27 protein-coding genes are annotated in these 26989 nt (G+C 57.5%); 20 read left to right on the forward strand and 7 right to left on the reverse strand.

What is annotated here, in order from left to right:
• Position 1: 1 nt before the first annotated feature.
• The 17 genes from asnB to CR155_RS14745 all read left to right on the forward strand — a co-directional run bounded on the left by asnB (position 2) and on the right by CR155_RS14745 (position 18145).
• Positions 2–1960, forward strand: a complete 1959-nt coding sequence (asnB, locus tag CR155_RS14665; protein WP_102070789.1) for an asparagine synthase (glutamine-hydrolyzing) — start codon at positions 2–4, stop codon at positions 1958–1960.
• Complete coding sequence (locus CR155_RS14670) at positions 1957–3099, forward strand: glycosyltransferase family 4 protein (RefSeq protein WP_102070790.1); 1143 nt, start codon at positions 1957–1959, stop codon at positions 3097–3099. The genes asnB and CR155_RS14670 overlap by 4 nt, the downstream gene beginning before the upstream one ends.
• Before the next feature lie 32 nt (positions 3100–3131).
• The gene (locus CR155_RS14675) at positions 3132–4514 is read left to right on the forward strand and encodes a phenylacetate--CoA ligase family protein (protein WP_102070791.1); all 1383 of its coding nucleotides are present in this window, start codon (positions 3132–3134) and stop codon (positions 4512–4514) included.
• A 5-nt stretch (positions 4515–4519) separates the two neighbouring features.
• Positions 4520–5716, forward strand: coding sequence for a hypothetical protein (locus CR155_RS14680; RefSeq protein ID WP_199171773.1), 1197 nt, complete (start codon positions 4520–4522; stop codon positions 5714–5716).
• Positions 5713–6861 (forward strand): glycosyltransferase family 4 protein, encoded by a 1149-nt coding sequence (locus CR155_RS14685; protein ID WP_102070792.1) that lies wholly within the window; start codon positions 5713–5715, stop codon positions 6859–6861. Before CR155_RS14680 ends, CR155_RS14685 begins: the two co-directional genes overlap by 4 nt.
• 6 nt (positions 6862–6867) lie before the next feature.
• Positions 6868–7500 carry a sugar transferase gene (locus CR155_RS14690; RefSeq protein WP_102070793.1) on the forward strand — a complete coding sequence of 211 codons (633 nt, stop codon included), beginning with the start codon at positions 6868–6870 and terminating at the stop codon, positions 7498–7500.
• Positions 7497–8156: a NeuD/PglB/VioB family sugar acetyltransferase gene (locus CR155_RS14695; RefSeq protein ID WP_102070794.1), complete on the forward strand. Its 660-nt coding sequence runs from the start codon at positions 7497–7499 to the stop codon at positions 8154–8156. Before CR155_RS14690 ends, CR155_RS14695 begins: the two co-directional genes overlap by 4 nt.
• A gap of 4 nt (positions 8157–8160) precedes the next feature.
• Complete coding sequence (locus tag CR155_RS14700) at positions 8161–9357, forward strand: DegT/DnrJ/EryC1/StrS family aminotransferase (protein WP_102070795.1); 1197 nt, start codon at positions 8161–8163, stop codon at positions 9355–9357.
• Positions 9347–11386 (forward strand): polysaccharide biosynthesis protein, encoded by a 2040-nt coding sequence (locus CR155_RS14705; RefSeq protein ID WP_102070796.1) that lies wholly within the window; start codon positions 9347–9349, stop codon positions 11384–11386. The genes CR155_RS14700 and CR155_RS14705 overlap by 11 nt, the downstream gene beginning before the upstream one ends.
• Before the next feature lie 157 nt (positions 11387–11543).
• Complete coding sequence (locus tag CR155_RS14710; RefSeq protein ID WP_102070797.1) at positions 11544–12602, forward strand: methionine ABC transporter ATP-binding protein; 1059 nt, start codon at positions 11544–11546, stop codon at positions 12600–12602.
• Positions 12583–13236 carry a methionine ABC transporter permease gene (locus CR155_RS14715; RefSeq protein ID WP_102070798.1) on the forward strand — a complete coding sequence of 218 codons (654 nt, stop codon included), beginning with the start codon at positions 12583–12585 and terminating at the stop codon, positions 13234–13236. Before CR155_RS14710 ends, CR155_RS14715 begins: the two co-directional genes overlap by 20 nt.
• A gap of 47 nt (positions 13237–13283) precedes the next feature.
• Positions 13284–14084 (forward strand): MetQ/NlpA family ABC transporter substrate-binding protein, encoded by an 801-nt coding sequence (locus CR155_RS14720; RefSeq protein ID WP_102070799.1) that lies wholly within the window; start codon positions 13284–13286, stop codon positions 14082–14084.
• A gap of 160 nt (positions 14085–14244) precedes the next feature.
• The gene (locus CR155_RS14725; RefSeq protein WP_102070918.1) at positions 14245–14916 is read left to right on the forward strand and encodes a DUF2946 family protein; all 672 of its coding nucleotides are present in this window, start codon (positions 14245–14247) and stop codon (positions 14914–14916) included.
• A 43-nt stretch (positions 14917–14959) separates the two neighbouring features.
• A complete protein-coding gene (locus CR155_RS14730; RefSeq protein ID WP_102070800.1) occupies positions 14960–15595 on the forward strand; it encodes an NUDIX hydrolase in 636 nt (211 codons plus the stop codon).
• Positions 15573–16313 carry a leucyl/phenylalanyl-tRNA--protein transferase gene (aat, locus tag CR155_RS14735; RefSeq protein WP_102070801.1) on the forward strand — a complete coding sequence of 247 codons (741 nt, stop codon included), beginning with the start codon at positions 15573–15575 and terminating at the stop codon, positions 16311–16313. The genes CR155_RS14730 and aat overlap by 23 nt, the downstream gene beginning before the upstream one ends.
• Before the next feature lie 40 nt (positions 16314–16353).
• Complete coding sequence (locus tag CR155_RS14740) at positions 16354–17082, forward strand: arginyltransferase (protein ID WP_102070802.1); 729 nt, start codon at positions 16354–16356, stop codon at positions 17080–17082.
• A gap of 7 nt (positions 17083–17089) precedes the next feature.
• Positions 17090–18145, forward strand: coding sequence for a quinone-dependent dihydroorotate dehydrogenase (locus CR155_RS14745; protein ID WP_102070803.1), 1056 nt, complete (start codon positions 17090–17092; stop codon positions 18143–18145).
• A gap of 162 nt (positions 18146–18307) precedes the next feature.
• On the opposite strand, the gene phaP is transcribed toward CR155_RS14745, so the two are convergent.
• Complete coding sequence (gene phaP / locus CR155_RS14750) at positions 18308–18895, reverse strand: TIGR01841 family phasin (protein WP_102070804.1); 588 nt, start codon at positions 18893–18895, stop codon at positions 18308–18310.
• Between the two features lie 384 nt (positions 18896–19279).
• Between phaP and CR155_RS14755 the strand changes: the two genes are divergently transcribed.
• Positions 19280–20245: a tripartite tricarboxylate transporter substrate binding protein BugD gene (locus CR155_RS14755; RefSeq protein ID WP_102070919.1), complete on the forward strand. Its 966-nt coding sequence runs from the start codon at positions 19280–19282 to the stop codon at positions 20243–20245.
• A 58-nt stretch (positions 20246–20303) separates the two neighbouring features.
• Here the strand turns inward: CR155_RS14755 and CR155_RS14760 are convergent, their stop codons facing one another.
• The 3 genes from CR155_RS14760 to CR155_RS14770 form a co-directional block, all read right to left on the reverse strand.
• Positions 20304–21065 (reverse strand): IclR family transcriptional regulator, encoded by a 762-nt coding sequence (locus tag CR155_RS14760; RefSeq protein WP_233214310.1) that lies wholly within the window; start codon positions 21063–21065, stop codon positions 20304–20306.
• A gap of 107 nt (positions 21066–21172) precedes the next feature.
• Positions 21173–21985 carry a competence/damage-inducible protein A gene (locus tag CR155_RS14765; RefSeq protein ID WP_102070805.1) on the reverse strand — a complete coding sequence of 271 codons (813 nt, stop codon included), beginning with the start codon at positions 21983–21985 and terminating at the stop codon, positions 21173–21175.
• Positions 21982–22800, reverse strand: a complete 819-nt coding sequence (locus tag CR155_RS14770; RefSeq protein WP_102070806.1) for an EI24 domain-containing protein — start codon at positions 22798–22800, stop codon at positions 21982–21984. The genes CR155_RS14765 and CR155_RS14770 overlap by 4 nt, the downstream gene beginning before the upstream one ends.
• Positions 22801–22860: 60 nt before the next feature.
• On the opposite strand from CR155_RS14770, the gene CR155_RS14775 reads away from it, so the two are divergent.
• Positions 22861–23265 (forward strand): thioredoxin family protein, encoded by a 405-nt coding sequence (locus tag CR155_RS14775; protein ID WP_102070807.1) that lies wholly within the window; start codon positions 22861–22863, stop codon positions 23263–23265.
• Here CR155_RS14775 and CR155_RS14780 read toward each other — a convergent pair.
• The 3 genes from CR155_RS14780 to CR155_RS14790 form a co-directional block, all read right to left on the reverse strand.
• Positions 23233–24609, reverse strand: a complete 1377-nt coding sequence (locus CR155_RS14780; RefSeq protein ID WP_102070808.1) for a DEAD/DEAH box helicase — start codon at positions 24607–24609, stop codon at positions 23233–23235. The genes CR155_RS14775 and CR155_RS14780 overlap by 33 nt on opposite strands.
• A gap of 167 nt (positions 24610–24776) precedes the next feature.
• Positions 24777–25124: an AzlD domain-containing protein gene (locus CR155_RS14785; RefSeq protein ID WP_102070809.1), complete on the reverse strand. Its 348-nt coding sequence runs from the start codon at positions 25122–25124 to the stop codon at positions 24777–24779.
• Positions 25121–25852, reverse strand: a complete 732-nt coding sequence (locus CR155_RS14790) for an AzlC family ABC transporter permease (RefSeq protein WP_439650450.1) — start codon at positions 25850–25852, stop codon at positions 25121–25123. Before CR155_RS14790 ends, CR155_RS14785 begins: the two co-directional genes overlap by 4 nt.
• Before the next feature lie 174 nt (positions 25853–26026).
• Between CR155_RS14790 and CR155_RS14795 the strand changes: the two genes are divergently transcribed.
• Positions 26027–26947: a branched-chain amino acid transaminase gene (locus tag CR155_RS14795; RefSeq protein WP_102070811.1), complete on the forward strand. Its 921-nt coding sequence runs from the start codon at positions 26027–26029 to the stop codon at positions 26945–26947.
• The last annotated feature ends 42 nt before the right edge of the window (positions 26948–26989 follow it).

Below are 26989 nucleotides of genomic sequence, written 5' to 3' on the forward strand. Positions count from 1 at the left end.
TATGTGCGGCCTGACAGGCTTCTATTGCCCCCACAGCGCTAGCGAAAGAGACGCCATTGGCCTGGACATGGCCAAGGCAATTTCGCATCGTGGGCCCGACGACGCCGGCGTATGGACAGACGAGGCAACCGGCCTCACGCTGGCACACCGCCGCCTGTCTATCCTGGACCTATCTCCGGCCGGCCATCAACCCATGCACTCCGCATGCAGCCGCTATGTAATTGTCTTCAACGGCGAGATTTACAACCACCGCGAATTGCGCGAGCGGCTCCATGCCGAGGGTCTCCAGCCGGCCTGGCGTGGCCATGCGGATACGGAGACCCTGCTTGCCTGCATTGCGGCCTGGGGTATGGAGAAGGCATTGCAAGCCACTGTCGGCATGTTCGCCATTGCACTTTGGGATCGCCAGTCAAGACAACTGACGCTTGCGCGCGATCGCGTAGGTGAGAAGCCGCTATATTGGGGCTGGCAAAATGGCACCCTGCTATTCGGCTCTGAATTAAAAGCGCTGAAAGCGCACCCTGCTTTCCACGCCACGGTTAATCGCGACGCCATCGCCCTCTTGCTGCGCCACGGGTACATCAGCGCTCCACACAGCATTTATCAAGGCATCCACAAGCTGTGCGCGGGACACTACATCACTATTCCGCTGGAAGATCAGCGCCTCGCCAGAACGGCCAAAGCGGTTCCGTACTGGAGAATGAACGACACGATCCATGCCGGTCTGAACGATCCCTTCCTGGGTACGGCAAGCGCCGCGACCGACGCACTGGAAAAACAGCTGAGCACCAGCATACACGCCCAAATGCTGTCCGACGTTCCGCTGGGCGCTTTCCTGAGCGGTGGCATAGACAGCAGCACGATCGTCGCCCTGATGCAAGCACAAAGTGCGCGCCCAGTGCGCACCTTTACGATAGGATTCGACGACCCGCGCTATAACGAGGCACAGCATGCCAGCGTCATCGCACAACACCTGGGCACCGACCATACCGAACTGTACGTCCAGCCCGGGGACGCTTTAGCCGTGATCCCCAGGCTCCCGGAGATCTATGACGAGCCGTTCGCCGATAGCTCCCAGATACCCACCTACCTTGTTTGCCAACTGGCCAGACAACATGTCACGGTGTCCCTGAGCGGAGATGCCGGCGACGAACTATTCGGCGGCTACAACACGTATGAATTCGCACCGGCGCTATGGAAAAAAATAAGCCGGCTTCCGGCTCCCTTGCGCAGCACGGCCTCCGCCATCATGTCGAAGCTGCCTGCTTCGTCATGGGACTCGGTGCTCAAAGTGCTGGGCCCTCTTATCCCCGGCCGGGCCGGGCATACGTTGAGCGGCGAGAAAATTCACAAGGCTGCCGGCTTGCTGTCAGCCGATAGCCGGGAATCTTTTTATCATCGGCTCAGCAGTCACTGGGAACGGCCCGAGCACATTGCAATTGGGGCCCGCGAACCAGCCAGCCTGCTCAATAGTCCACATGACTGGCCTCATACCGACAGCTTTGAACACTGGATGATGGCCGTGGGAACACAGTCGTACATGGCCGACGACATCCTGCCCAAGGTGGACCGCGCCGCCATGGCAAACAGCCTGGAGGTCAGGATTCCCATGCTGGACCACCGCGTCATCGAACTGGCTTGGCGCATGCCTCTAGAGTTGAAGCTGCGCGATGGAAAGGGCAAATGGCTGTTGCGGGAAGTGCTGTACCGGCATGTTCCGCGCGAACTGATCGAGCGCCCCAAGAAAGGCTTTTCGATACCACTGGCCGCCTGGTTGCGCGGACCGCTACGGGACTGGGCCGAGGCCCTGCTCGATGAACACCGCCTGCGTCGTGAAGGCTATTTCTACCCCGCCCCCGTACGACAGGCCTGGCGTCTGCACCTGGAAGGCAAGCAAGACTTTTCCGCGCGGCTATGGAGCCTGCTCATGTTCCAGGCATGGCTGGAGAACCAGCAATGACAACCCGATACCCAGTCAGGATCGCTCACGTCATTGTAGGTCTCGACGTGGGCGGTGCCGAACGTTTCCTGGTCCGCCTCGTCGAGGCGCACAAGAACAATCCGGGTTTTGAACACCGGGTCATCTCGCTGACCACGAAAGGTGTGCTGGGTCCGGGATTGGAAAAGATCGGTATACCCGTCACGGCACTGGGAATGCGCAACATTGCAGACGCCCCCAGCGTGTATCTGCGCCTCGTCAACGCACTGCGGGCCGATAAGCCGGATGTCCTGCAATGCTGGATGTACTACGCAGACCTTCTGGGCGGACTCGCCGGGAGGCAACTTGGAATGAAGACCATATTGTGGGGCATCCGGAATTCCCATTTCGAATCCGGCGGTACACGTCTGAAACGACTGATCCGAAAAACATGCGCCTGGCTTTCGCATGTCGTGCCAAGCAGTATCGTCTGCGTCGCGGAGTCGGCGCGCGCGGTGCATGAAGCCGCCGGGTATGACAATACGCGCATGCAGGTCATCCACAATGGTTATGACCCGGAATCATTCCAATACTCCGACATGGCGAGACAGTCTTTGCGTCGTGAACTGACAGTTCCCGACGATGCCATCGTCATCGGGTCGGTGGGCAGGTATAGCGCTGCCAAGGATCATGCAAGCTTTGTAAAGGCTGCGGCCATCGCGGGACGGGACCGAAGCAATACCTACTTCCTGCTGGTGGGTCGCGAGTTGACCGCAGCGAACGAGACGCTGCAAAACCTGATCGATGCAACGGGATTTCCAGAACGTTTCATCCTGCTTGGCGAACGCCCCGACATTGCTGCCTGCATGAGCGCCATGGATATCTTCTGCCTGCATTCGAGAACTGAAGGATTTCCCAACGTGCTCGGAGAGGCCATGTGCATCGGCCTGCCCTGCGTCACGACCGACGTGGGCGATGCCAGCGTTCTGCTGGGCCGGACCGGATTGGTCATTAGAAAAGACTCCGTGCCGGAACTCGCGGCGGGCCTGTCAAGCATGCTGCACAAGCCGGGGACGGAACGGGAAGCACTCGGCGTGCTCGCCAGGCGACGTATTGAAGAGAACTTCACCCTGGCGCATGCGGTGGAGAAATTCGAGATGCTTTATCGACCGCAAGCTTAGCAGTCGCTTGTCAACCTGCTTATTGGTGGAAAATGGCTTTAAAAGATTTGATACTCAAGTACGCACCGATCGTCGGCCAGAACATAGGCATCAGCCTTTACAACACGTATTTGTACAAGCAGCGCCACAGAGGTCATTACAAGGCCTACGGCGACTACTACCGACACTATGAAAATGCCAGCCCGCAAGAGGTCGCCCAGGAGGCGCAGAATCGGCTCAATGAATTTCTGCTGGCCACTACGGAGAGCTCGCCATGGTATCGGGAGCACCGGGGCAAGTCCCTGCATGAGTTTCCCATACTGGAAAAGGCCCAACTGCTGGCGCACATGGATTCCATACGGACCATCGAAGAGAAAGATGGGATCGTGAGCCTCACGGGCGGTACGACAGGCGCGTCGATGAAGGTCATCTATGCGCACAAGGATATGCAGGAACGTTTTGCCCTGAAGGATCACTTTCGTGCCCGCTACGGCTACCGCCTGGGCAAGAAAGTCGCGTGGTTCAGCGGAAAGAGCCTGGTGCGCCCCAAGGATCTGGAGCGCGGAAATGTGTTCCGTGACGACTATATCAACAAGATCCGGTTCTTCTCAACCTTCCATATCAGCCAACAGAATTTTGATGCCTACTGGCGCGCATTCTGCGATTTCAAGCCGGAATATATCGTAGGCTTTCCATCCAGCGTCTATGACCTGTGCACCATGGCACTGGAGCGCAAGCTGAAATATGATGGCGCCGTCACAACATTTTTTCCCACCGCGGAAACGGTATTGCCACAATACCGCTCGGTGATATCGGAAGTGTTCGGTTGCCAGGTCGTCGACCAGTACGCGGCCTCGGAAGGCGCGCCATTTATATTGGAATGTCCCCATGGCTCGCTGCACATCCATCCCCTGACAGGCGTCTTCGAAGTCGTGGACGAGAACCTGCAACCCGCGAATGAAGGCGAAATCCTGGTGACTCCCTTCACGACGCACGGTACACCTTTGGTACGTTACCGCATCGGCGACCGGATCAAGCTCGCTCCGGAATCCTTCCGCTGTGCATGCGGCTCCAGCTTTCCGGTGGTCGAATACATTGACGGACGCACATCCGACTTCATCTGGTCGCCGGAAAATGGCAAAGTCAACCTGGGTAACATCAGCAATTGCACCAAGGACGTCAACGGCATTATCTGCTTTCAAGTCGTCCAGAACGAGGCTGACGCCGTGCACGTCTCCGTTGTGGCCAATGAACGATTTACCCTCGAAGAACAACATCATTTCATTGATGCAATGGCTCTGCGGCTCGGGACCACGGTGACGGTCCATCTCGATCTGGTCGACGAAATACCGCGGGAACCCAGCGGGAAATTCCGGCTGGTCAAGAACAGGCTGACACCCGAGCTGATGCAGGTCGCAACGGTGCAAGGAAGCTAAGCCGGATGTCCCTGATTGATTCGCCCATCCAGCTTGCCAGCACATTGCTGGTATTTCTTGCCGGTCTGTTCATTTCACTGGCGGTAGGCAAGCGTCTGGACATCCCGGCCCGACGCACGTTCCTGCTTTATGCCTGGCATTCGCTGTTCTGCTTTGTCTATACCGTCTACGCCATCAGTAACGGCGCCGATGCACTGGTGTATTACATGAAGGCGTCAAACGGCGAATTCATGCTGTCGGTCGGTACCGGCGCCGTCGTCAGTATCGCCACCCTGTTCGTGACCGGCCTGAACCTGTCATTCCTGGGTGCATGTCTCTTGTTCAATATTTTTGGCAGCATAGGTTTGCTGGCTTTTGATGCCAGTTTGCGCGCTGCGACTGCCGACAAGTCCCGTCTCATGCGCCTCTTTGCCACCCTTGTCGTATTCCTGCCGTCGGTGAGTTTCTGGACGGCCGCTCTTGGCAAGGATTCGCTGGCATTCATGGCCGCCGGCCTCGTGCTCTGGTCGGCGATGAACATGAGGCGCAGGACGCTGATCATGGCTTGCGGCATCGGCATCATGCTGCTGGTGCGTCCGCATATTGCCGGCGTAATGGTGATTGCGCTGACCGGCTCCGTGGTCATCCAGGGAAAAATTCCGTTTCCGCAGCGCGTAATGCTTGGTGGCGTGGCGCTGGCCGCGACGGCCGCCATGGTTCCCTTTGCCTTGAATTATGCCGGGGTCGGCGAAGATGCCGGCGCTGAAGACTTGGTGAGCTACGTGGAGCAACGGCAATCGGTAAACACGCAAGGCGGCAGCAGTATCGACATCGCTTCCATGAGCCTGCCGCTACAGCTGTACAGCTATCTCTTCAGGCCCATGCCTTTTGAGGCGACGAGCGTATTCGCCCTGGCCGCCTCGCTCGACAACGTTGTTCTGCTGTTTTTATTCGTTGCCGGCGGCATGAAGGTACTGAAACGAGGCAAGCACACCGTCGAGAGCAACCGCGCGTTCCTGTGGCTGTACTCGCTGTTGACCTGGGTCATCCTGGCCATGACGACGGCCAACCTGGGAATTTCGGTACGTCAGAAATGGATGTTCGCGCCCATGCTGATCTTCCTGTTCATATCCTTGCTGGGCAAGCCGAGGCGTCAGTCGGCGCTGCGCCGGCCCGCACAACCATCGTCACGCATTATCCCGACCGAAGAGTCCGTCTCGTGAAATTCTTGTTGATAGCGGGCTTTCCCGATTCCTTGCTGCAATTTCGCGGCCCCCTGATCGAGGCCCTTCAAGCGGAGGGCCTGGAGGTGCATATCGCAGCGCCGGATCTGCCCGCGGGCAATGCCATGCGCCGGCGCCTGGAGGAAAAGGGGCTCATAATTCATGATATTCCGTTGCGCCGTACCGGCATGAATCCGGTGGCCGACTTCAAATGCATGCTGCATCTGTGGCGGCTGATGCGGGCCATCAAGCCCGACTTCGTCATGGGCTATACGATCAAGCCTGTAATTTACGGGTCGCTGGCTGCATGGCTTGCGCGTGTGCCGCACAGGTTTGCCCTGGTCACCGGCTTGGGCTATGCATTTCAGGGCCAGCATGGCGATGGGAACGCCCGCCGCCTGCTGCGTTCCCTGGTGCAGGGCCTCTATTCCGTCGGCCTGCGCAGGACCGAAAAGGTTTTCTTCCAGAATCCCGACGACGAAGCCCTGTTCCGGGCGCTGAAGATATTGTCACCCATTACGCCCTCGTGCGTGGTTAACGGGTCAGGCGTGAATGTCGCCGAGTACCACCCTGCGACGTTGCCCGCCGCGCCACACTTTCTATTGATCGCACGGTTGCTGGGTGACAAGGGAGTGCGCGAGTATGCGCAGGCTGCCGCCCGCATCCGCGCCAGGCGTCCCGACATAATGTTCAGCCTCGTCGGATGGATAGACGACAACCCCGACGCCATCAAGCAGGTGGAGCTTGACGTCTGGACAGGGCAAGGCACATTGAACTACCTGGGTCGGCTTGCCGACGTTCGCCCCGCCATCGCGGCATGTAGCGTCTACGTCCTGCCCTCATACCGGGAGGGCACGCCACGCACTGTGCTCGAAGCAATGGCCATGGGTCGCGCCGTCATCACGACGGATGCTCCCGGGTGCCGCGAGACGGTTATCGACGGCGTGAATGGCTGGCTGGTGCCGGTCAGATCGGCTGAGGCCCTCACCGTGGCCATGGAGCGATTTCTCGAAGATCCCATGCTGGCGGAACGCATGGGGAACCAGTCGCGTGAAATCGCGGAGACCAAATACGACGTGCACAAAGTCAACGCGGTGATGCTGCGCGAGATGGGCATCGGGACATCAATTGAAAACAGGATCTGACTCTGAATGATTAAACGCTTCCTTGATATAACGGTGTCGGCGACCGCCCTGGTGGTCCTCGCTCCCGTCATGGGCATCGTGGCATGGCAGATCTCGCGAAAATTGGGATCGCCTGTACTGTTTCGCCAGCAGAGGCCAGGACTGCATGGACGCCCTTTCGAGATGATCAAGTTCCGTTCGATGCGTGATGCTGTGGACTCGAACGGACGGCTGCTACCGGACGATCAACGGCTTACCTCGTTCGGCGGTCTCCTGCGTTCCACCAGCCTGGATGAACTGCCTGAACTCTGGAATGTGCTCAAGGGCGACATGAGTCTGGTCGGCCCCCGACCCTTGCTGATGGAATACCTGCCCCTGTACAACGCAGAACAATATCGAAGGCATGAAGTGCGACCTGGCGTCACCGGCTGGGCCCAGATCAATGGCCGCAATGCCCTGTGTTGGGAAGACAAGTTCAAGCTGGACGTCTGGTACGTCGAACACCGATCGCTGTGGCTGGACATAAAGATTCTATTCATGACCCTCAAAAAAGTCTTCCTTCGCGACGGCATCCGGGCCGAGGGTGAAGCAACGACCTCCCGATTCACAGGATCGGAACTCTCAAACACACAAACCGAAACGACAAGGCGCCAAGCATGACCAATTCCCTGTATGCCGTATACGGTGCCAGCGGCTGCGGTCGCGGCATCATGCCCCTGGCAAAGGCCCAGCTGCGCGAGCAAGGCATCGCTGCAGAGCGGCTGGTATTCATTGACGACAATCCCGCTGCCAGTCTTATCAATGGCCATCGTGTTCTGACCTACGATGAATTCCTGGCGTGCGAGGCCAGTGCGCGCTATGCAATCCTGGCCATCGCCAATGGAAACGTTCGCGAAACACTCGCGCGCCGCTGTGCCGCAGACGGCGTCAACACATGGAGCGTGCGTGCCGCCAATGTGATCACGATGGACGACGTCACCGTGGGAGAAGGGGCAGCGTTAAGTCCCTTCGTCACCCTCACCTCGAACATCCGGATTGGCAAGCATTTCCACGCCAATCTCTACAGCTATGTCGAGCATGACTGCATCATTGGCGATTTCGTCACCTTCGCGCCCGGCGTCAAATGCAACGGCAACATTCATATTCATGACCATGCCTATATCGGCGCCGACGCCGTGATCAAACAAGGCACACCCGACCAGCCGCTGATCATCGGTCACGGCGCAGTCGTCGGAATGGGGGCCGTCGTTACACGCAGCGTCCCCCCCGGCGCCACAGTCGTGGGCAATCCAGCCACTCCTATCGTAAGGAAGTAAGAATATGTTGAATACCTCCTTTGCCGCATGGCCGTCCTTTTCCGAGGAAGAAGCCAACGCCGTGCGCGACGTCATCCTGTCAAACAAGGTGAACTATTGGACTGGCCAGGAATGCCGGCAATTCGAAAAGGAATTTGCCGAGTGGGCAGGGTGCGAGCACGCCGTTGGCGTGAGCAACGGTACGCTCGCTCTGGACCTCGCGCTCAAGGCGCTGGATATCGGACCCGGAGATGAAGTCATCGTCACGCCGCGCACATTCCTGGCATCGGTTTCCTGCATTATCAATGCCGGCGCTACGCCAGTTTTCGCCGACGTAGATCGTGACTCACAGAACATCACGGCACAGACCATACAAGCCGTCCTGACACCAGACACCCGCGCAGTCATCTGCGTTCATCTCGCCGGCTGGCCCTGCGACATGGACCCCATCATGGCACTCGCCACTGAACGCGGCATCCATGTGATAGAAGACTGCGCGCAAGCCCACGGCGCGCTCTACAAAGGCAAGCCAGTCGGATCCATCGGACATATCGGTGCATGGTCATTCTGCCAGGACAAGATCATGAGCACCGGCGGTGAAGGCGGCATGGTGACGACCCGTGACCGCGATCTCTGGTCACGCATGTGGTCCTATAAAGACCACGGAAAAAGTTGGGAAGCCGTTTACGAGCGTGACCATCCTCCGGGTTTCCGCTGGCTGCATGAAAGCTTCGGTACCAACTGGCGCATGATGGAAACCCAAGCCGTCATCGGTCGCATTCAGTTGCGCCGCATGCAGGAATGGCAGGCTCAACGTTTGAAAAATGCACAGCGCATCTGGGACTGCGCCGCCCGGCTTCCTGGACTGCGTGTCCCGGTTCCTCAGGACGACATCCGTCATGCCGCATATAAGTGCTATGTCTTCGTCGAGCCTGCACAACTCGGAACTGACTGGAGCCGCGACCGCATACAAAGCGAGATCAGCACCATGGGCGTTCCCTGCTATACAGGCTCATGTTCCGAGGTGTATCTGGAAAAGGCATTCGACGATACCGGCTGGCGTCCGCCACAACGCCTCCCGGGCGCACGAGAGCTGGGCGAGACGGCCTTGATGTTTCTAGTGCATCCCACGCTTGCCGCGTCGGAAATCGATAGAACATGCCTGGCGCTCGAGCACGTGATGATCCGGGCCGCCGCAACGGGTGAACGCGATGTTCCCTGAACTGCAAAGCCAAATTCCTGACTTGCGCGAACGTCTGCTTGCCCTGTCCCGCGACCAGAAGTGTTTGCTGCAAATTCTCGTAGACACGCTTCTTATCTGGACTGCACTATGGCTGGCCTTTTTCATACGGCTTGATGATGCGTCAAAGATAGAGCCTTTACGCGGCCATGCATGGCTGTTCATCCTGGCGCCACTGCTCGCCATACCCCTGTTCGCGCGTTTCGGCCTCTATCGTGCCGTCATGCGCTATTTCGGCAACCAGGCCTTCACGACCATCGTCAAGGCCGTCACTGCCTCAACTGTACTGCTTGCACTGGGAATTTATATCTATGGCAGGCCACCTGCCATCATTCCGCGATCCATCGTCATCATTTACTGGATGTTGTGCCTGATGTTTGTCGGCGGACTACGCGTCGTCATGAGGCAGTATTTCAGCAGCGACCGCATCAGCCTGCGGACGCGGCCATCCGGGCGCCGCGACGGCAAACGGAAAGATGCGCGTCCGCTGGTCATAATATATGGCGCAGGCGCGGCCGGGAATCAGTTGCTGCTGGCCTTGCGCATTGGTCGCGAGATGATACCGGTGGCGTTCATCGACGACAACCCGGAATTGAGTGGGCGCATCATGGCAGGACTGACCGTGCATCCCGCCAGCGACCTGGGGAGGCTCCTGGATGACACCGACGCGGATGAAGTACTGCTGGCGATTCCGTCCGCATCCCGTATGCGGCGCAATGAAATCATCAACATGCTGGCTTCCTATCCGGTCTATGTACGAACAATTCCCGGCTTTATGGACCTGGCCAGCGGTCGGGTCCATGTCGAGGAACTGCGCGAGGTTGATATCGATGACTTGCTCGGTCGCGATCCAGTACAGCCACGGCCCGACCTGTTCGAGCGCTGCATCAAGGATCAAGTGGTAATGGTCACGGGCGCCGGAGGGTCGATAGGTTCAGAGCTATGCCGCCAGATCGTGCGCAGCAGTCCCAAAGCATTGATCCTTTTCGAACATTCCGAATTCGGACTGTACAGCATACATATTGAGCTGGAAACGCATTTGCGCAACTCGGGCCGTAAGCTTCGGATCATTCCCATCCTGGGTTCAGTGCGCAACCAGAGCCGCCTGTTCGACGTGATGAGTGCATGGAAGGTGAATACCGTTTACCATGCCGCGGCGTACAAACACGTACCCATGGTCGAACGCAATATTGCGGAAGGGATCGTCAACAACACCTTCGGCACGCTGTATGCCGCCCAGGCCGCTTTGCGTGCAGGGGTAGAAAACTTCGTCCTGATTTCAACTGACAAGGCCGTGCGTCCCACCAACATCATGGGAAGCACCAAGCGCCTGGCCGAACTGGTCCTGCAGGCGCTTGCGAGCGAATCCATGCCTTTCCTCTACGATCGCGGACCGGGAGCGACCGCCACTGCCAACAAAACCAGATTCACGATGGTGCGCTTCGGTAATGTGCTGGGTTCTTCAGGATCGGTGATTCCGCTGTTCCGTGAGCAAATCCGCAAGGGAGGACCGGTCACCGTTACCCATCCGGATATCACGCGCTATTTCATGACCATACCGGAAGCAGCACAGTTGGTCATCCAGGCGGGATCGATGGGCTCAGGCGGAGATGTGTTCGTCCTGGATATGGGCGAACCCGTGAAAATTGCCAAGCTGGCTGAAAAGATGGTGCAACTGTCCGGCCTGAGCGTACGCTCAGCCCGTAACCTGGATGGCGATATCGCCATTGAATTCACGGGGCTGCGCCCCGGCGAGAAACTCTATGAGGAACTGCTGATCGGCGACAACGTAACGAAAACCGAACATCCGATGATTATGCGGGCGCAAGAAAAACAGCTGCCTTGGGGTGTATTGAAGATATCTCTCGCCGAGCTGTCGTCGGCCATCAAGAACGACAATTACTCGGAAGTGCGGGCGTTGTTTTTCCGGCTGGTGGATGGATATAAGCCGGAGGGTGGCATTGTGGATCTGATTCACGAGCGACGCCGACAGCCGGTGGAACGGGTCTAAACCTTCGCGCCGGCCCATATAACTAATACATATATCAATGTATTAATAAATTACTTAGATATAATAACGGCCGCCATTACAATTTCTTAACTTTTACAGCATCCACGGCAGCAGAACCGTCGCTTTGCAACGGACTGCTGCCTTTTTGTTAGCCCCCATGATAGAAATTAAAGCGGTATCCCAACGTTTCGAGGGCCCTTCCGGGTCGGTTGATGCCATTCGCGACGTCAGCCTATCGATCCGCAAGGGCGAGGTGTTTGGCATTATCGGGCGCAGCGGAGCGGGAAAAAGCACACTGGTGCGCACGCTGAACCTGTTGAACCGCCCTACTTCTGGCCATATTGTCCTAGACGGCCAGGATATGACTTCCTTAAAACCGGAAGCCTTGCGCAACGCACGCCGCCAGATCGGCATGATTTTCCAGCATTTCAATCTGCTTTCCTCGCGTACCGTCTACGGCAATATTGCATTGCCTCTCGAACTGGCTGGTGTCGGCAAGGCAGAGATCGATCGGAAAGTGCGCGAACTGCTGAATCTCGTCGATCTTGGCGCCCTCTCGGACCGTTATCCCGCGCAGATCAGTGGTGGCCAAAAACAGCGTGTCGGCATAGCACGGGCATTGGCCAATGATCCGAAGGTGCTGCTTTCAGACGAAGCGACATCCGCCCTCGATCCCGAAACGACCAAGTCCATTCTTGAATTGCTGAAAAAGATAAACCGGGAACTGAGCCTGACCATCGTGCTTATCACGCACCAGATGGAAGTGATCAAACTGATCTGTGATCGCATGGCGGTCATGGAAGCGGGCGAACTGATTGAGCATGGGTCTGTGCTTGATATCTTCCGCGCCCCCCAGCACCCAGTGACACGGGCAATGATAGGCGATGTGATTTCCCAGGACCTGCCCAAAGGCGTTTTGCAGCGCGTGCGTGCACGCCTGGCGCAGACGCGTCACGGCGAAGGACAGGATCACCTGCTGCGTCTGGCCTTCACCGGTACCAGCGTCGAGGATCCTTTGCTTTCCGACGTTGTGCGCCGTTTCGGACTGGACTTCAACATCCTGCACGGCCAGATCGATGAGATCCAGGAACAGGCGTTTGGATCCTTGGCGATACTGGCCAGAGGCACCGACGATCAAATCGAACAGGCGAAGGCATTCATGCGATCGCGCGGAGTAACGGTAGAGGAGCTGAATCATGTCGTCACAGCTGATTGACCTTTTTATAAAATCCTTTCTTGAGACAGTGCTGATGGTGGGCGTCTCGGGCGTCGTAGGCTCACTGGTGGGCGTCCCACTGGGCATCCTGCTGCACCTTACCGATCGGAACGGCGTATTACCGGCACTGACCCTGAATCGGACAGTGGGCATTATCGTGAATGCGGTGCGTTCGACGCCATTCATCATCTTGCTCGTCGCCATTATTCCGCTGACGCGCTTTTTCGTCGGTACTTCGATCGGCACGGCGGCCGCCATCGTGCCCCTGACAATAGCGGCTGCACCATTTGTCGCACGGCTGGTGGAGACCGCACTCCGGGAAGTGGACCGCGGCCTGGTCGAAGCGGCGCAAGCCATGGGCGCTACCACCTGGCAGATCGTCTATAAAGTGCTGGTGCCGGAAGCCTTTCCCGGTATTATCGCCGGCCTCACCATCACCCTGGTCAGTCTGGTTGGCTACTCTGCGATGGCTGGCGCCGTCGGCGGCGGGGGGCTGGGAGACCTTGGCATTCGTTACGGCTACCAACGCTTCCTGCCCGAAGTCATGTTGCTTGTCGTTTTCATCCTGATCGTTTTTGTTCAATTGGTTCAGACCATGGGCGATATCCTGGTCCGTCGTTTAAGTCATCGCTAGGCCTAGGCGTCTTTGCGAATTCAATATTGCTTTTCAAAAGGAAAAAAATGAAACGTCGTCAATTACTGCAGTTGGTCGCCGGACTGGGGGTTTTCATGAGCCTCGCCGCCACGCCCGCGATGTCGCAGGACAAGACCTACAAGATCGGCGTGACGGCGGGCCCGCACGCGCAGATCCTGGATTTCGTAAAAGGGCTGGCCGCCAAAGATGGCCTGAAGATCGAAGTCGTCGAGTTCAGCGACTATGTGCAGCCCAACGCCGCATTGGCCGCCGGCGATCTGGATGCCAACAGCTTCCAGCATGAGCCGTACCTGGATGCTCAGATCAAGGATCGCGGGTATAAGCTGGTCAATGTGGGGTCGACCATTACCTTTCCCATGGGAATCTACTCGAAGAAGGTCAAGACCTTGGGCGAGTTGAAGAATGGCGCACGCGTGGGCGTACCGAACGATCCCACCAATGGGGGTCGCGCCCTGTTGGTACTGCAGTCGCAAGGTCTCCTGAAATTGAAGGCCGACGCCGGCTTAAAGGCAACGCCTCTGGATATCATTGAGAATCCCAAAAAACTGGATATTATTGAACTCGACGCGGCACAGTTGCCGCGTTCGCTGTCCGACCTCGATGCCGCCGCCGTCAACGGCAACTACGCGGCGTCAGCCGGCTTGAATCCGGTGACGGATGCCATCGCCATGGAAAATGCAAAAGGTCCTTACGCGAACATCATCGCCGTGCGCAGTGAAGACAAGGACCAGGCCTGGGTGGCCAAGCTTGTCAAGGCGTACCACTCACCCGAGACCAAGGAATTCGTGACATCCACGTTCAAGAATTCGGTCATTACCTCCTGGTAAGCCCGACCGCCGCGCAGTCCTCGATGATATAGCCTGCCTCGCAAGCGAACGCGAGGCAGATTTTTTGTTGCCGACATCCGCGACTCCCACGTCGGATGTCTCTTTGACGCCATCCAGTAGTACTATCTTGGCACGTATGAATGCCTGGACTGAATCGATCATGGACGAGAACGTAATTGCCGCAATGGCGCGCTGGCCCAATGTACCGGACGTCTATGGCTGGCTGTCACTCACTGCCAGCGGACAGTGGCGCCTGCACCCGGCCGGCGACGCCTGGCAATCACCACGGCCCTCCGTAGGCACAGCCCCGCAGCTGGGACATGATGGCAGGACTGGCGAATCCATTTCCAGCGACCAGATCATTCGCTTCATTGATCGCAATTACACCCACGACCACCAGGGCCGGTGGTTCTTTCAGAACGGTCCACAACGCGTATACGTCCGGCTGGATGCGGCTCCTTACATCCTGCTTACCGGCGGCAGTACCGGCGGCGATGGTCTTTCTCTCACCACCCATACGGGACTGGACGTGGCGACGGTTCAGGAATGGTGGCTGGATGACAACGGCAGGCTGTACGCCCACACTGAACACGGGCCAGGCTTGGTGGCGGGACGCGACCTTCCCTCTGTGCTCGACGCCCTGTACACCACCGAAGGCGTAAACCTCATGGCTGCGCTGGAGGCGGATTCGACCCCATCCGATACATTGACGTTGCGGGCATTGGGTGCATCGACCACGCCAGCGGCGAATGCAGTTCCCTTTCGCACATGCCCAGCGACGGACATCCCGACAAGACTTGGCTTTGTGGCCAATCCACATCCTGAAAAATAACAAAGGCGCGACGTCGGCACCACGCTTTGGGTAGAATCAAGACATGACATCGCAAGCTTCCAGTTTTTTCTTCCCGGCCCCGCGTGCGCAAAAGTTCTGCAGCCAGTGCGGCACTGCCCTTAGACAGCTCATCCCGCCGGACGACAACCGGCTTAGAGATGTGTGTGAGCACTGCGGTGCAGTGCATTACCAGAACCCGCGCAATGTGGTCGGTGTATTACCCATATGGCACGACAAGATCCTGCTCTGCCGCCGCGCCATCGAACCCCGTTATGACAAGTGGACGCTTCCTGCCGGCTTCATGGAACTCGGCGAAACAACGGCCCAGGGCGCCATGCGGGAAACGCAGGAAGAAGCCGGAGCGCAAATAGAGCTCGGCCCACTGTATACGGTGATCGATGTTCCACACGCTGAACAAGTGCATTTTTTCTATCTGGCCAGAGTCTTGAGTGAAGACCTTTTCCCTGGCCCCGAGAGCCTGGAAGCGGCATTCTTTGCCCTGGACGAAATTCCCTGGGATCAGCTTGCGTTTCGCACCATCATCACCACACTCGAACACTATCTTGTCGACGTAAGAAAAGGCATCTTTCCGATGCACCACTACGATATACCCCTGGATATCCCAGATCCCGCTTCTGGGAGCCTTACTTCGCGACATGGCAAGATTGATCTGGATTGACGAGCAGACACCGCTCCCGACGCCGGACCATGCCTCTGCGGACGGGCTGCTGGCGGCAGGCGGCAGCCTGACCGTGGCGCGGCTTGAAGAGGCCTATCGCAAAGGCATATTTCCGTGGTTCAACGAGGGCGAGCCGGTCTTGTGGTGGAGTCCCGATCCCCGGATGATCCTGGCATGCGAGGACTTCAGGGTGTCTCATTCGCTGGCCAAGAAGCTGCGCCAGGTCGCCCGCAACGAGTGCGCGCCGGACGCGCCGATACGGATTACCACCGATACCGCGTTTGAACGCGTCATTGCGGCATGCGCCGGGCCAAGAGCCACACAACCGGGAACCTGGATTTCGCCGGCCATGCAGTCGGCTTACCTGGCCTGGCATTACGCCGGCACTGCGCATAGCGTCGAAACATGGATAGACGGCGAACTTGCCGGCGGCGTCTATGGCGTCAATCTGGGCAGTTTCTTTTTTGGCGAATCAATGTTCAGCCGCAGCAGCAACGCCAGCAAACTGGCATTGGCTTACTTGGTCAGGTTCCTGCAGGCTCGAGGCATACGCCACATCGACTGCCAGCAGCAAACCAGCCACCTTGCGAGCCTGGGCGCCATGCCCATGCCTCGATCCGCCTTCCAGACCTTGCTGGCCGGCACCGTGCACAACACAGCGCCGCCATGGAGTGTCGGCCAGATCCTGCATTCCGGCGCGCTTGCACGCAACGGATAAATGACGCCATAATGACTGCATAGCCTTACCGAGTCCAGTCATGAGCCATCCGACCGAACTAACTTTCAAAGCCCTGCAATTCTACTCCACGGCTATTTATCCCTGCAGCTATCTTCCCGGACTGGATGCCCGCTCACAAGTTGCCGCACCCACACATCTAATAGACGCCTCCACCTATTCGGAACTGGTTGAACAGGGTTTCCGCCGTAGCGGCCTGTTCACGTATCGGCCGCACTGCGATAGCTGCCGGGCATGCTTGCCCATCCGCATAGACACCCTGCGCTTCCGACCGAGCCGCAGTCAGCGCAAGACTTGGAAACGGCATGACAATCTGCAAGCGCGTGTCTTGCCCCTGCAATGGAACGCCGAGCACTTCCAGCTGTATGACCGCTATCAACACGGTCGCCACCCGGGCGCCGGCATGGACGAAGACAGCCAGACCCAATACAAGCAATTCCTGCTCACCAGTCGCGTAGATTCACGACTGATCGAATTCCGGCTGCCCGACGGCACACTCCAAATGGTGTCGGTGGTGGACGCACTGGAAACCGGCTTGTCGTCGGTGTATACATTTTACGACCCCGACGCTCACGGCAGCCTGGGTACTTACGGCATATTGTGGCAAGTCGACCAATGCCGGGCTATGGGCTTGCCCTGGCTGTATCTCGGATACTGGATACAGGAAAGCCGTAAAATGGCGTATAAGTCCCAGTACACCCCCTACCAGATCCTTCAAAACGGGAGCTGGACCGAGCCCGCTACGCCATAACCCACCCATGTCATTCCTATTCGATACCTATCCCTTGGCGCGCACCGCACTTTTTTCTCTCGACGCTGAGGCCGCGCACGATCTTACACTCTCGTCGCTGCAGAAAGCCTACGATTGCAAGCTCACCCGCAAGCTGCTCGGCGCACAACCGCTGAATCCCTGCACGCTCATGGGCATGTCCCTGCGCAACCCGGTAGGATTGGCGGCCGGTTTGGACAAGAACGGTGCGCATATCGATGCCCTGGGCCATCTCGGCTTTGGATTCGTGGAAGTGGGTACGGTCACGCCGAAACCGCAAGTTGGCAACCCTAAGCCTCGGATGTTCCGCTTGCCTCGGGCGCAGGCTCTGATCAACAGGCTTGGATTCAACAATGAGGGCCTCGACACTTTCATCAGCAATGTCAAGAATAGCCAATGGCGCAGCAACGGCGGCATCCTGGGGCTCAATATCGGCAAGAATGCGGCGACGCCCATCGATCACGCGGTGGACGACTACCTGCTGGCCCTCGAAGGGGTATATCCGCACGCCGATTACGTCACGGTAAATATTTCGTCGCCCAATACACAAAACTTGCGCGCCTTGCAGGGTCAGGATGAACTTGCGGGCCTGCTTCTGCCGCTGCAGGAAAAGCGCAAGGCGCTGGCCGACCAGCATGGGCGCCGGGTTCCAATGGTCGTGAAGATAGCGCCCGATCTCAGCACTCAGCAAATAGACATTATTGCCGACTTGCTTACCCGCTACGATGTCGACGGCGTCATTGCCACCAACACCACGTTGTCCCGCGCGGCGGTATTGGGACTGCCACACGCCTCAGAGGCCGGCGGCTTGTCGGGTCCCCCGGTGCACGAACTCTCGCTACTGGTCATTGCCCGTCTCAGGCAGAAGTTGGGTACTTCCTTTGCCATCATTGGCGTCGGCGGCATCGTGTCGGGCCAGCAGGCAAGAGAAAAGATCGTGGCGGGGGCAGATGCCGTACAGCTATACACCGGCCTCATATACCGTGGTCCGGCCTTGATATCGGAATGCGTGCAAGCCATAGGCAGCATTGCCACCATACGTTAGACGTTTATTTTGCCTGCACGAAGGGCCTACGCAAAAATCCCCGAAAAATTTCTTCTTCGGGGATTTTTACTGTCCTTCCTGGCCCGGCCTTTCGTGGCCCGGCCTTTCGCGGCCCGGCCTTTCGCGGCCCGGCATCACTGGCCGGGTTCAGACTGGCGTGTTCTAAGCAGCGGAGCGGCGAGCGCGGGCGGCGCCACCCTTGGCAGCGTCAGCAGCCTCAGCGGCGTCGGAGGCAGCTTTGAACGTCGCGTTGGTTGCCGCAGTAATGTTGGATTCTGCTGCGTCGGCGGCCTGACGAGTTGCCTTGGCAACCGATTCATAGGCACTGTTCACTGTGTTCAGCGACGATTTCAGCAACGCCACGGCGCCTTCCGAACCCGTAGGAGCATTCTTCGCGATCTGGTCGATGGCTGCTGAAACCTGCTGTTGCCCCTGGGCGATCTGTTCTTCGGTCAACTTGGACAAGTCGACTTGCACGCCCGAGAAGATGTCATAGACATGCTTGCTGTAGGCCAACGCTTTTTCGGCATTGGGCTGGAATGCCGATGTGAAGCTTAGTGCTTCCTGCGCATCTTTGACTTCAACCGCTTGCTGCGATTTCTGCGCAACTTCTTCCATGGTGGCCTTGATGACCTTCAGGTTCAAGTCGACCAGCTTTTCGAAGCCGCTGAAGAATGTGCCCTGGATAGCCAGGAAGTTGTCGAGAGTGGCTTTTTGGTTGGCCAAAACTTGTTGAGGGATCGCGCTCATGGTAATTCCTTTATAAGTAAACCGCTGGTCATGTCCTGCGGTTTGAAATGATTGAACTTCGGGTTCAAGCGTAAAAATAAAGAAGGTTAAGCAAATCACCTGCAACTGTGAAAACCTTCCATGCTGCAATGCACAAAACAAATTCTACCTGATTAATAAGACATGTCAACAACTATATGGTGCGTCGCAACATTCCCAAGAACCTTGCCAATTTAAGATCGCATTTCAGGAAAGCCTGGATATAAGGGCTAAACCTAGGCGACAAACTCCGTGATTTCCCTTAGCATGCAGGCAGCCTGGTGACACCATTAGCAGCCAACTGTATTAAAGATCTACACTTTTACTTTGTCACAAGCAAAGGGAGACCAAATGAAGTATCCAACCATGAAAATAAGCTCCGCACTCATCCTGGGCGCCTTGCTATCCGCTGGCGCCGTGCAGGCGGCCGAATACCCCGATCACAGCATCAATATGATTGTCCCGTTCTCGGCAGGCGGCCCGACAGACAACGTAGCCCGTTCGCTGGCCGAGGCCATGCGACCTACGCTGGGTCAGACCATTGTGGTCGAGAACAAAGCCGGTGCCGGTGGCACGATCGGTACCTCGCAAGTCGCCCGCGCTAAGCCCGATGGCTATAGTATTCTACTGATGCACATCGGGTTCTCCACAGCTCCGTCGTTGTATAAGAATCCAAATTACGACGCGAAAACCAGCTTTGAACCCATCGGCCTTGTCGTTGACGTTCCAATGACTATTATCGCGCGCTCCGACTTTCCCGCCAACAACATCAAGGAACTGGTGGAATACGTCAAGGCCAATAAAGACAAAGTGTCCCTGGCCAATGCCGGTATCGGAGCCGCCAGCCATCTTTGCGGCACTATGTTCTCCCAAGCCATCGGCGTCGATCTGCTGACCATACCTTACAAAGGTACAGGTCCGGCAATGAACGACCTGCTCGGCAAGCAAGTTGACCTTCTGTGCGACCAAACCACCAACACAACCCAACACATCAAGGCTGGCACCGTCAAGGCCTACGCCGTCACCAGCAAAGAACGCGTCGCGACGCTGCCCGACTTGCCAACCATGCAGGAATCCGGCTTCAAGGATTTTGAGGTCGGTATCTGGCACGGCATGTGGGCCCCGGCCGGAACGCCAAAACCGGTTACTGACAAACTTGTCAGCGCACTTCAGGCTGGCGTGGCGAATCCAGAGTTTCAGAAACGCATGGCTGCCCTGGGCGCAACTGTCCTGACGAAAGAAGCGAATCCTGAAGCACTAGCCAAAAAAGTTGAGCAACAAGTTCCCCAATGGGCGGACCTGTTCAAGAAAGCGGGCGTAGAAGCCCAATAAGCTGAAAGTGCCGGATCTTCAACACCATGTTGGGTCCGGCATGCCGTCCGTAGCGAGCTTATGAAGCTTCGTAGCCCAGGGCCTCTGAAATCTGCGCGGCAGTACTCAATAGAACAGGTATCCACTCGTCGCGCATACGTTCCGCAGGCGCCGAGATCGACAAACCCGCCTGCAATTTACCCGTATCGTCATACACCCCTGCGGCGATGCACCGGACACCCAACTCAAGTTCTTCATTATCCCGCGAATATCCATGACGACGCACTAGCGCCAGATCACGCTCGAGCACGTCGGTTTGGGTAATGCTGTTGCGGGTGGTGCCGGCCAGGCCGGTACGCATTGCATAGGCCTTCACCTGCCTGGGGTCGCTCACCGATAAAAACAGTTTCCCCGTGGAGGTGAGGTGTAGCGGGGCGCGCCCGCCTATGGCACGTACAACCTGCATGCCCGAACGTTCGCTCCAGGCGCGCTCGATGTAGACGATTTCATCGCCCTGCTGCAAAGAAAGGTTCACGGTCTGACCCGTAATCTTGTGCAATTCCCGCATGGGTTCAATGGCCACTTCCCGTACATTCAACCGCCCCTTGACCAAGGAGCCAAGCTCCAGAAGTCGCATCCCGAGCTGGTACAGGCCACTGTCGACGCGTTCGACGTAACGGCCTACCACCAGGTCGTTAAGGATTCGATGCGTTGTGGAAGTGTGAAGACCCGTCGTGGCGGCAAGATCCTTCAAGGGCATGGGGTGAGCATGTCCGGCGAGCACGTCGAGCAGACGCATGGCACGTTCCAGCACCTGGATGGTTATGGGCGAATCGCTCATGGTCGGCGCATTGTGCAAAGAAGTAGGAAGCATGGTTCGAGTCACGATCAGGTTATGTCGCAATGCAACAATTCCATAATATGAAACAAAGAAGCAATCTGCAAGTCTTATTTTGCTGGCGGAGTAAGCTGGCCACCCTGCCTGATAACCTCGGTGCGCAGGAATGCCAGGGCTTCGGCAGCGGCTTGCGGTTCGCCCTTGACACCAAGATCGATATGAGGATGCCCTGTATCGCCCATGCTGGGCAAGCTGAATGCCTTGACGCCAGGCCATTTCTGCTCGAGCTCTTCCAGCGCCGGGGTAATGCGTGACTCTGGCAAGCGGAACACGAGAAACGAGTGTTCAACGCGCGTTGTAGCGTGATGGAACCCGGCATACCTGGTATCGAGCGTCCACTCCATCATGGGCCAGGCCATGACGGGAAAGCCTGGCATGAAAGTATGATTGCTGATGAAAAAGCCGGGTATTTTGTTGTAGGGATTGGGCACGATATCGGCCCCTACGGGAAATACACCCATTTGCAGACGCTGCTGGTTTTCGGGTAGGGACATATCGCCGCTGCCCTGTCCACGCTGTTCGTTCTCGGCGCAACGTTCCGCAATCAGGCGGGCAGCTTCCGGGTGCAGCACCAGCTCTAGCCCGAGGGCCTGGCCCGCAGCCTGACGGGTCTGGTCATCAGGAGTGGCGCCTATGCCCCCGCAACAGAAAACGATATCGGGAGTGGCAAAACTGCGCGCCAGCGTGGCGGCGATGACATCGCGCTCGTCCGAAATAAATTCAGCCCCGGACAAATGCATGCCGCGCTGGGACAAAAGTTCGACGAGCTTGGAGAAGTGCTTGTCCTGACGTCTGCCGGAAAGGATCTCGTCGCCGATTATGATCAGGCGCACTTTGGGTACTGTCGTTGTAAGCGTGTTCATGGTCTCGTCCGGGTTAATTCTGTGTGATCGATGACGGTCTGCTCGCGCAATTGCCGTAGCGACTCAAGGCTGAAATGTGCGAACACCAGCGCGGAGAATACAGGCAAGACCAGCCATGCGGGAGGAAACAGATTGATCAGCGCCAGGCCGAATCCGATCAACCACAACTGGCGGTTATGCCGCTTCCAGATTAGCCGGCGCTCTTGAAGACTCGCGTGCTCGATGATGGCATCCACGCGCAACATGCGGGTAAAGGCAAATGCCCATAATATTACGGGCAGCACGAGTGGCAAGGGCGGTATAAGCCACAATGGGATGGTCACCAGCCAGGCCAGGACAAATAGCACTCCGACCCATACGGCGTTCCAGGCGCCCACTGCCGTGCTGTACTTTCCCTGTCGTGATATGCCCCGATATTCGCGCTTCTCGAGATGGCGAAGGACGATAGGCATTACGAACACGGCGGCAATCACCAACCCCAGTATTCCGGACATTGGCAGCAGTATGGCCACGGCAAGCAGTGGAACGAGATACAGCTTCAGGGAAAACAGACCCAGAGCCAGCATCCACTCATCGACCTGATTAATGATTTCCCAATTGGCTGCTTCGGCATTGAGCCAAGTGGTCAAGGGAGCCCAGAAAGCCCAAAGCAATATAATGGCTCCAAGCAGGGCAATAATGAAAGGCAACAACAACGCCGCCAGCATTTTCGGATGGCATTGTGAAATCAGTGCCCTCTTGAACGCCACCCCTACGGCCGCCAGGCCGGTTACGGCGGACCGACGGTCACGAACTGCCAAATTAGTATTATTCATTGAAGAAGTCTTGAATTGATGACAGGACTATCATAGTCAAACCGGATGCCATTTGTCTCTATGCCAATGCTCGACCCTCAAAAAGATGCGCTTGCGCTGAGTGTGCGCCTGCAACAGGCCCAAGGCTTGATCGTCGCCTGCTACTGCGCCGCGTGGTGCGACACCTGCACCCAATACCGGCCGGACTTCGAGCAGCTGTCCGGGCTATGGCCGCAGCACACCTTCGTATGGATAGATATCGAAGAAAACCCGGAATTGCTGGACGACGATGACGTCGAGAATTTTCCGACCTTGCTCATTCAGGATCTCGGACGAGGCAATCTGTTTTATGGCGCCATGCTGCCGCATATCGGCCATCTCGAGCGCCTGATACGTCATCTGGACGAGGCCACCCCGCTCGTCGAAAACGGGCCGGCCCCACTGCGCACATTGTTATTGCCGCCCGCCGCCCAGCAACACGCCTAGCGACTTCTTGGACGTGCCGGCTTGTATGGGCTTGCCCGAGTCCATAGTGCTGCTGGATGGGGAGGGCACGTAAGGCCTGCTGAAAAAGTCGTCCACTGCCTTGTGCGACGTAGAACCCGTCGAGTGCGTCCGGCGCTCGCGACTGCTGGCCGCGGCAGGTCGAGCAGCAAGGGGCACGCTCAGCTGACCGCGCGGTATCTTGAATTTAATGAGTTTTTCGATATCGAGCAGGAAGCGCTCTTCGTCAGGAGCATAGAAAGCGATGGCCTCACCGGATGCGCCAGCGCGACCCGTACGCCCTATGCGATGCACGTAGTCTTCGGCATTGTAGGGAAGGTCGTAATTGATCACGCAAGGTACGCCGGCCACGTCAAGTCCACGTGCGGCAACATCGGTGGCAACCAGGACTTCCAGTTCGCCGGCCTTGAAAGCTTCGAGCGCTTTCATGCGGTCGATCTGGCTCTTGTCGCCGTGTATGGATTCGGCCTTGACGCCATCACGAACCAGTTCGCGGGCCAGCCGGCCTGTACCGATCTTGGTATTGGAAAAAACGATGACCTGGTTGAACCCGCGCGACTTGACCAGGTGAACCACCGCGGCCCGCTTTTCGCTGCCAGGCATCGCGTAGGCAATCTGCGTAACATTTTCTGCCGTGGCATTGCGAGCGGCCACTTCGATTTCGGCTGGGTTCTTCAGGTATGTACGGCCGAGTTTTCGGATTTCATTGCTGAACGTGGCCGAGAAAAGGAGCCCCTGGCGATTGGCAGGAAGCAAGCGCATGATTCGGTCGAGATCGGGCAGGAAACCCATGTCGAGCATGCGGTCGGCTTCGTCCAGAACCAGGATCCCGACTTGGCCGAGATTCACTGTTTTCTGTTCCACATGATCCAGCAACCGGCCCGGTGTGGCAATTAGCACTTCGCAGCCGCGGCGCAACGCGTCGCGCTGGGGACCGATATCGACCCCCCCGAACACCACCGTGGAGCGCAGCGGTGTCGACTTGCTGTACTCGATGACACTATCGGAGACCTGATCGGCCAGCTCACGTGTCGGCGTAAGAATCAACGCCCGCACAGGATGGCGAGCCGGCGATGCGCTCGTGTTGGCAAACTGCATCAGGCGATGCAAGATGGGCAAAGTAAAGGCCGCCGTCTTTCCTGTGCCGGTTTGTGCCGCGCCCATGACGTCCCGCCCGTCCATCACTATGGGTATGGCTTGCGCCTGAATGGGCGTAGGTACGGTGTATCCCGTTGCGGCGACCGCCATCAGTATGCTGGGATGCAGGCCGAAATCGGAGAAAGTGGCGGCAGGAGTGTCGACGTGAGTGTTTGTAGTGTCTGTCATTGAAAGTGGTTGCGCCCCACGCGGGAGTAGTCCACGTAAAGCATTTATAACGCGGTAATTTTAACTCAGCGACGCGGCGGATCAGTGTTTAGCTTGGGGCGGCAACCATGCAACGCCATAAAAAGAAGATTGTGTCGTTAAAAGCATACGCTTTGTTACCGACCGATCTAAAAGCGAAGTTCAGAAAGCAGGCGCAATATCCAGTATGCGAACATTCCCCCCACAATTACCAGCAGACTGCTGCGTGTGCGCCAATACAACCCCACGGCGGCCACCGCCGCCAGCATCTTGATATCCAAAGCGTATCCGGTATTTGCGTGCCAGGGAAGCAGCTCCGGCACGACGATACCGACCAGCGCTGCAGTCGGTGCATAACGCAAGGCGCGGCGCACGCCATCCGAGAGAGGGAAATAGTCGCCGAACAGGAAGTATCCCGCTCGCGTCAAGAAACTGCAGAGAGCCAACAGCCCAATTGCGCCCAGTACATAGTAGTCAAAATGCGGCGCACCAGTCATGATGTTTTGACTTTATCAATCAAGCGCTCGGTGACCACGCCGGCTATCACGCCGCCTATGACTGCGGCAGCCAGACCCAGGCGTAGCGGCAAAGGCTGGCCTATCCAGGCGATCAGCCCGGCGACCGCCAGACACATCATCATGGGGCGGGTCTGGATCAAGGGCACGACGATTGCCATCAGGGCCAGCACGGCTGCGAATTCCAGCGACCAGGACGCCGGCACCATTGCACCGAGGTATATGCCGAGCAGTGAAAAGCAATTCCAGGCGAACCAGCCGGGTACGATGAGACCGAGGAAATACCATAATTGTTCCGCCGTGCCACGTTCCTTGCTTTCGCCGTAGCGCCCCATGAAAAGCACGAACGACACATCGGTGGAGAAAAACCCGAGGCCCATGCGCTTGCGCCAGGGCATGTGACGGAAGAAAGGTTGGAGTGCCGCACCGAAAATGACAAAACGAATGTTGACCACCAGTCCGGCGGCAAAAATCAGCCACAGCGGCGCAGCTGATTCCATCAGCGGCAGCGAAGTCAGCTGGGCCGAACCCGCATAGACGACCAGGGTCATGAGCGTTGCCATACTTTCCGTAAGGCCCGATTTGACCAGCGCGATGCCAGTCACGAACCCCCAGGTGCCGGTGGCGATAAGGGCAGGAACGGCGTCACGTGTGCCCGCCTTGAAATCACGCCATTTGGGGGAATTCAGCCATCCCGGGGCAATTGGAATTTGTGCCACCACGCCTACCTTATGCAACCGGGCACGCCGACATGGCATGCCCCACTCAGCAATGCCGAAACCACTGCGCTACCGCGGAACAGAGCGCCACACACATTTTCGGAAAGTCGGTATTGTAAGGCTGCCGCCCTTGGTACAATCAAGCCTCATCTTTGGGAGAGCCTAATGTCCATGTCTGATCGCGACGGTTTCATCTGGTATGACGGCGAGCTGGTACCGTGGCGCGACGCCACAACCCACGTGTTGACACACTCATTGCACTACGGACTGGCCGTTTTCGAAGGTGTGCGTGCCTACAACACTGCGATCGGCACGGCCATCTTCCGGTTGCAGGATCACACGCGTCGACTGTTCAATTCCGCCCATATCTATCAAATGGAAATGCCCTACGACCAGGACACCATTAACGCAGCGCAGCTGGAAGTGGTTCGCAGCAACAAACTCGACTCCTGTTATATCCGTCCGCTGGTGTTCTATGGCTCTGAAAAAATGGGCGTCTCGCCAAAAGGCGCGAAAGTCCATATTGCTATCGCGGCATGGCCCTGGGGTGCCTATCTGGGTGATGAAGCCCTCAAACACGGCATACGGGTCAAAATCTCGTCGTTTGCGCGACAGCACGTCAATGTCACCATGCCTCGCGCCAAGGTGGCCAGCACCTATGCCAACTCCATACTCGCCAATGCGGAGGCGCTGGACCACGGCTACGACGAGGCCATACTTCTTGACACCGATGGTTTTGTCGCCGAAGGCTCGGGTGAAAACATCTTCATTGTAAAAGACGGTGTACTGTGCGAACCTGAAATCGCGTCCGCGCTGACCGGCATCACTCGATCCACCATCCATGCACTGGCCTCGGACCTTGATATTCCCATACAAACAAAACGACTTACGCGCGACGATCTGTATATTGCCGACGAAGCATTTTTCACCGGGACAGCAGCCGAAGTAACCCCCATACGCGACATTGACCGTCGCGTGATCGGTAGGGGTGTCCGGGGTCCCGTCACCGAAAAACTGCAGAATGCGTTCTTCGATCTGGTAAATGGGAAGAATGCCAAGTACCACCACTGGCTCAGTAAGGTATAACTATCCGTCTGGCTGTACCGGACACAATCACTCTAGGACACA

The organism is Pollutimonas nitritireducens, assembly GCF_002849615.1.
Lineage (GTDB): Bacteria > Pseudomonadota > Gammaproteobacteria > Burkholderiales > Burkholderiaceae_B > Pollutimonas > Pollutimonas nitritireducens.

Bases quoted from the DNA above. Each gene is read 5' to 3' on its own strand.
- asnB (WP_102070789.1), top strand. From the start codon at position 2: ATGTGCGGCCTGACAGGCTTCTATTGCCCCCACAGCGCTAGCGAAAGA.
- CR155_RS14670 (WP_102070790.1), top strand. From the start codon at position 1,957: ATGACAACCCGATACCCAGTCAGGATCGCTCACGTCATTGTAGGTCTC.
- CR155_RS14675 (WP_102070791.1), top strand. From the start codon at position 3,132: ATGGCTTTAAAAGATTTGATACTCAAGTACGCACCGATCGTCGGCCAG.
- CR155_RS14680 (WP_199171773.1), top strand. From the start codon at position 4,520: ATGTCCCTGATTGATTCGCCCATCCAGCTTGCCAGCACATTGCTGGTA.
- CR155_RS14690 (WP_102070793.1), top strand. From the start codon at position 6,868: ATGATTAAACGCTTCCTTGATATAACGGTGTCGGCGACCGCCCTGGTG.
- CR155_RS14695 (WP_102070794.1), top strand. From the start codon at position 7,497: ATGACCAATTCCCTGTATGCCGTATACGGTGCCAGCGGCTGCGGTCGC.
- CR155_RS14700 (WP_102070795.1), top strand. From the start codon at position 8,161: ATGTTGAATACCTCCTTTGCCGCATGGCCGTCCTTTTCCGAGGAAGAA.
- CR155_RS14705 (WP_102070796.1), top strand. From the start codon at position 9,347: ATGTTCCCTGAACTGCAAAGCCAAATTCCTGACTTGCGCGAACGTCTG.
- CR155_RS14710 (WP_102070797.1), top strand. From the start codon at position 11,544: ATGATAGAAATTAAAGCGGTATCCCAACGTTTCGAGGGCCCTTCCGGG.
- CR155_RS14715 (WP_102070798.1), top strand. From the start codon at position 12,583: ATGTCGTCACAGCTGATTGACCTTTTTATAAAATCCTTTCTTGAGACA.
- CR155_RS14720 (WP_102070799.1), top strand. From the start codon at position 13,284: ATGAAACGTCGTCAATTACTGCAGTTGGTCGCCGGACTGGGGGTTTTC.
- CR155_RS14725 (WP_102070918.1), top strand. From the start codon at position 14,245: ATGGACGAGAACGTAATTGCCGCAATGGCGCGCTGGCCCAATGTACCG.
- CR155_RS14730 (WP_102070800.1), top strand. From the start codon at position 14,960: ATGACATCGCAAGCTTCCAGTTTTTTCTTCCCGGCCCCGCGTGCGCAA.
- aat (WP_102070801.1), top strand. From the start codon at position 15,573: ATGGCAAGATTGATCTGGATTGACGAGCAGACACCGCTCCCGACGCCG.
- CR155_RS14740 (WP_102070802.1), top strand. From the start codon at position 16,354: ATGAGCCATCCGACCGAACTAACTTTCAAAGCCCTGCAATTCTACTCC.
- CR155_RS14745 (WP_102070803.1), top strand. From the start codon at position 17,090: ATGTCATTCCTATTCGATACCTATCCCTTGGCGCGCACCGCACTTTTT.
- phaP (WP_102070804.1), bottom strand. From the start codon at position 18,895: ATGAGCGCGATCCCTCAACAAGTTTTGGCCAACCAAAAAGCCACTCTC.
- CR155_RS14755 (WP_102070919.1), top strand. From the start codon at position 19,280: ATGAAAATAAGCTCCGCACTCATCCTGGGCGCCTTGCTATCCGCTGGC.
- CR155_RS14760 (WP_233214310.1), bottom strand. From the start codon at position 21,065: ATGAGCGATTCGCCCATAACCATCCAGGTGCTGGAACGTGCCATGCGT.
- CR155_RS14765 (WP_102070805.1), bottom strand. From the start codon at position 21,985: ATGAACACGCTTACAACGACAGTACCCAAAGTGCGCCTGATCATAATC.
- CR155_RS14770 (WP_102070806.1), bottom strand. From the start codon at position 22,800: ATGAATAATACTAATTTGGCAGTTCGTGACCGTCGGTCCGCCGTAACC.
- CR155_RS14775 (WP_102070807.1), top strand. From the start codon at position 22,861: ATGCCAATGCTCGACCCTCAAAAAGATGCGCTTGCGCTGAGTGTGCGC.
- CR155_RS14780 (WP_102070808.1), bottom strand. From the start codon at position 24,609: ATGACAGACACTACAAACACTCACGTCGACACTCCTGCCGCCACTTTC.
- CR155_RS14785 (WP_102070809.1), bottom strand. From the start codon at position 25,124: ATGACTGGTGCGCCGCATTTTGACTACTATGTACTGGGCGCAATTGGG.
- CR155_RS14795 (WP_102070811.1), top strand. From the start codon at position 26,027: ATGTCCATGTCTGATCGCGACGGTTTCATCTGGTATGACGGCGAGCTG.